The organism is Streptomyces sp. HPF1205 (assembly GCF_020400825.1).
GTDB lineage: Bacteria > Actinomycetota > Actinomycetes > Streptomycetales > Streptomycetaceae > Actinacidiphila.
Genome location: NZ_JAINVH010000182.1, coordinates 1 through 238, shown reverse-complemented (window position 1 = coordinate 238; position 238 = coordinate 1). Strand labels below are relative to the sequence as shown.

Here is a 238-nt window from a genome sequence, read left to right as displayed (position 1 = left end):
CGCACGGACACCACCGGCCTCACAATTCGCCAGCAGTTCACCCAGCGGCTCCAGATCCCCCGACACCACCGTACTGTCCGCCGAGTTGACCACCGCCACCGTCAACCGGCCGTCCCAACGGGCCACCAAAGCCGCGGCCTGTTCCGCGGACACCCCGACCGACACCATGCCGCCTTGTCCGGCCAGGACGACCAGGGCCTTGCTGCGCAGGGCGACCACCTTCGCGGCATCCTCCAAC

1 protein-coding gene is annotated in these 238 nt (G+C 69.3%); it reads right to left on the bottom strand.

Features of this window, described 5'->3' with window-relative positions; all coding sequences use genetic code 11:
• A partial coding sequence (locus tag K7G61_RS36210; protein WP_263985277.1) for an acyltransferase domain-containing protein occupies nt 1–237 on the bottom strand: 237 nt, incomplete at its 3' end.
• Nucleotide 238: the final 1 nt, after the last annotated feature.